4 protein-coding genes are annotated in these 3,452 nt (G+C 70.0%); 2 read left to right on the top strand and 2 right to left on the bottom strand.

Annotation, left to right across the window (positions count from 1 at the left end):
* Both AC3WPZ_RS27750 and AC3WPZ_RS27745 read right to left on the bottom strand, forming a co-directional pair.
* A partial coding sequence (locus AC3WPZ_RS27750) for a YidB family protein (protein WP_492442572.1) occupies positions 1 to 452 on the bottom strand: 452 nt, incomplete at its 3' end.
* Positions 453 to 493: 41 nt separating this feature from the next.
* Entirely contained in the window at positions 494 to 1,669 is a 1,176-nt protein-coding gene (locus AC3WPZ_RS27745) for an MFS transporter (RefSeq protein WP_492442570.1), read from the bottom strand.
* Between the two features lie 24 nt (positions 1,670 to 1,693).
* On the opposite strand from AC3WPZ_RS27745, the gene AC3WPZ_RS27740 reads away from it, so the two are divergent.
* Together AC3WPZ_RS27740 and AC3WPZ_RS27735 are read left to right on the top strand one after the other, a co-directional pair.
* Positions 1,694 to 2,410 (top strand): aspartate/glutamate racemase family protein, encoded by a 717-nt coding sequence (locus AC3WPZ_RS27740; protein WP_382322360.1) that lies wholly within the window; start codon positions 1,694 to 1,696, stop codon positions 2,408 to 2,410.
* A gap of 122 nt (positions 2,411 to 2,532) precedes the next feature.
* Positions 2,533 to 3,452, top strand: a 920-nt coding sequence (locus AC3WPZ_RS27735) for a HAMP domain-containing protein (protein ID WP_492442568.1), incomplete at its 3' end; no start/stop codon positions are given.

Genomic DNA, 3,452 nt, shown 5'->3' with positions numbered 1-3,452 from the left:
CCCCCGAGCAGGGCGCCCAGCCCACCGAGACCCCCCAGGTCGTTGTCGGCCGGCAACTGCCCCCTGGGGCTGAGCTGGTCGATCAGGCCGGGCAGCAGGTCGGCCAAGGTGCCCGAAGCCTGCGCGGGGCTGCCGCCGAGTTGCGAGGCGATCATGCCCATCAGGTCGGGGCCGAGCGCGCTGCCGAGCTGGTCGCCCGACACCGGCTGGTTCGCGCCGGTGCCGATCCAGGATTGCACCGCGTCACCGAGGCCGCCCGCTTGCAGCTTGGCCAGCAGGCCTTGCAAGCCGCCCGAGCTCGCGAGCAGCGAGCCGACCAGGGCGATGAGCATCTGCGGGTCCATCCCACCCGGCAGGCCGTTGGCGGAGGCGGAGGGGCCCCGTTGTTGTCCCTGCAGCGAGCCCGAAGCGGCCTCGGCGGCGGCACCGATCAATGAATCCAGAAGTCCCATGGCATTGTTCCCTGTGATGGGCGCCCGGAATGGGCGCGCGGTCAGGCGGGATTGTGGGCCTGCCGGCGCACCCAGGCAAGCCAGACCAGGGCCAGTCCGGTGAGACCCACCGGTACCAGCGAGCCGATGTTGAGCCATTGCCAGCCCTGGGTGGTGACCAGCGCCCCGGAGGCGAACGAGGTCAGCGCCATGGTGGCGAACACGCAGAAGTTGATCGCTGCCTGCGCGCGGTTCTTCTCCTCGGGTCGGTAGGCCTGCAGCGACAGCGTCGTGCTGCCCGTGAAGAGGAAGTTCCAGCCCACACCGAGCAGGAACAGCGCGATCAGGAACTGCTGCAGGTCCACGCCCGAGAGCGCCACCAGGATGCACGCGATGTTGAGCACCACGCCCACGCCCATGATGGTGAGCACGCCAAAGCGCGCGATCAGATGGCCGGTGAAGAAACCCGGCGCGAACATGCCGATCACGTGCCATTCGAGCACCAGGGCCGCGTCATCGAACGCAAAGCCGCAGACCTGCATGGCCAGCGGCGTGGCGGCCATCAGCAGGTTCATCACGCCGAAACCCAGCGCCGCGCCAGCGGTGGCGACGATGAACACCGGCTGGCGCACGATCACCGAGAGCGGGCGGCCCCGGTCGGCGTCGGCGACCGGGGCCGGCGTGGGCGGGAAGCGCAGAAAGGCCATGAGCGCCATGGCGAGCAGGGCCACCAGGGCCAGCGCCACATACGCACCGGCGAACGGCGCACCCAGCCAGTCCTTGGTGCGCACGGCCAGGTTGGGCCCGAGCACCGCGCCCACCAGGCCGCCCGCCAGCACCAGCGAGACCGCCTTGTCGCGGAACGCGGGCGCGCTCAGCTCGGCCGCCGCGAAGCGGTAGAGCTGGCCGTTGGCGCTGTAGTAGCCCGCGACCACGGTGGCGGCCACCAGCAGCCAGAAGTTCCGGTCCATCACCGCCCAGGCGCACAGCAGGGCCGAGGCCAGGGCCACCAGCAGGCCGATCTGGAACGAGGCCTGCCGCCCGAAGGCGCTCTGGGTGCGCGCCACCAGGGGCGTGGACAGCGCGCCGCCCAGCACATAGCCCATCACCGGCAGCGTGGCCATCCAGCCCAGGGGCGCGAGCGCGAGACCCACCAGACCGTTGATGGCCATGAAGACCACGTTGTTGGTGAGAAAAAGCCCTTGCGCGCCGGCCAGCAGCCAGAGGTTTTTGTTCATAAGTCATCGTTTATACAATGCGGTATGCGCAAGACCCAGCACATTGGCATCGTGGCCTGCTCCGCCGAAGGGGCGGCCCTCTGTTATCGCACCATCTGCGTCGAAGGCGCGGCCTTGCTCGGGCCGCACGCGCACCCCGAGGTCTCGCTGCATTCGCTCTCTCTCGCCGACTACGTGGACTGTCTGAACCGGGGCGATCTGCGCGGCGTGGCCGATCTCATGCTGGCGTCCGCCCACAAGCTGGCGGCCGCCGGCGCGGACTTCCTGATCTGCCCCGACAACACCATCCACCAGGCGTTCCACCATGTCGAGCCGCGCTCGCCGCTGCCCTGGCTGCACATCGCCGAGGTGGTGGCGCAAGCGGCGGTGCAGGCCGGCCACCGGCGCCTGGGCATCACCGGCACGCGCTGGCTGGTGGACAGCGAGGTCTATCCCGAGAAGCTCGCCGCGGTGGGTGTGCAGGCGGTGCGGCCCAGCGTGGCCGAGCGCGAGGAGATCGGCCGCATCATCATGGACGAGCTGGTCTGCGGGGTGTTCAAGCCGGAGAGCGTGGCGCGCTTCCAGGCTGTGTTCGCGCGCCTGCAGACCGAGGAGGGCTGCGACGCCGTGGTGCTGGGGTGCACCGAGATCCCGCTGATCATGAGCGACGCGAACTCGCCCCTGCCCACGCTGGACTCCACCCGCTTGCTCGCTCGCGCGGCGCTGGCGCGGGCCGTGGGGGTTTCGGCGGCCGGCACATGACCGCTTGATGAAAGCCCATCCGCACCGGGGTGGCATGCGGTAACGGTGCTCAAGAAGCCCGGTCGGGCGTCGAAGCAGGAGCAAGGGTGGCATTCGCGCCACCCGCTTCTCAAAGACCTCCCATGAACTGGCTTTCCTACATTTCCGTGCGCGCCAAACTCGCGCTGCTGCTGGCCTTGTGCGCGCTGGGCATTCTCACCGTGGCGCTGTCGGCGCTCTTCAGTCTGGACCGCGCCGTCTCGGCGAGCCAGCAACTCGTGCAGGTCGAGGTGTCCGCCCTGCGGTCGTTGGGCGACGTGCGCGCCGCCGTGGGCAACATGCGGCGCTATGAGAAGGACCTCTTTCTCAACCTGGCCGACGAAACGGCCCTGCAGCGCTACCACTCGGCCTGGCAACAGCAGGTGGACCTGGGTCTGGGGCAGCTGGCCCAGCTGCGGCCCGGCCTGCACACGCAGGAGCAGGCCGCGCTCGACCGCATGACCGCGGGCCTCGCGAAGTACCGCGAGGCGGTCAACGCCATCCACCTGGGCATCACGCGCGGCGAGATCAACGACCCCTGGCGCGCCAACAGCGCCATGGAGCCGGCCAAGGCCGATGTGCGCTCGGCCGACGAGGCCTTCGTCGAGATCAGCAACGCGGTCGGCGTGCGCGTGGACGGCATGGTCGATGCGTTGGCCCGCCTGCAACGGCAAGCCATGTGGGTCACGGTGCTGGCCGCGCTGGCGGTGCTGGTGCTCGCGCTCGGCCTGGGTTACGTGGTCAGCGGCAGCATCACGCGCCCGCTGGACGAGGCGGCGCGCGCGATCGAGCGCGTGGCCGGCGGCGACCTGAGCACGCAGGTGCAGGCCCTGGGGCGCGACGAGATCGCGCGCGTGCTGGCCGGCATCGAGCGCATGCAGAGTGGGCTCGCGCGCATCGTGAGCGAGATCCGCGAGGGCGTCGATGGTGTGAAGATCGCCAGCGGCGAGATTGCCTCGGGCAACCAGGACCTGAGCGCGCGCACGGAGCAGGCGGCGAGCAACCTGCAGGAAACGGCGGCGAG

The organism is Hydrogenophaga sp. FW305-3-2-15-A-LB1, from assembly GCF_058787875.1.
The sequence above is the reverse complement of the archived record's forward strand: the minus strand, read 5'-3'. Positions and strand labels throughout refer to the sequence as shown.

Excerpts from the sequence above, each read along its gene's own strand:
- AC3WPZ_RS27745 (WP_492442570.1), bottom strand. The coding sequence starts at position 1,669 with ATGAACAAAAACCTCTGGCTGCTGGCCGGCGCGCAAGGGCTTTTTCTC.
- AC3WPZ_RS27740 (WP_382322360.1), top strand. The coding sequence starts at position 1,694 with ATGCGCAAGACCCAGCACATTGGCATCGTGGCCTGCTCCGCCGAAGGG.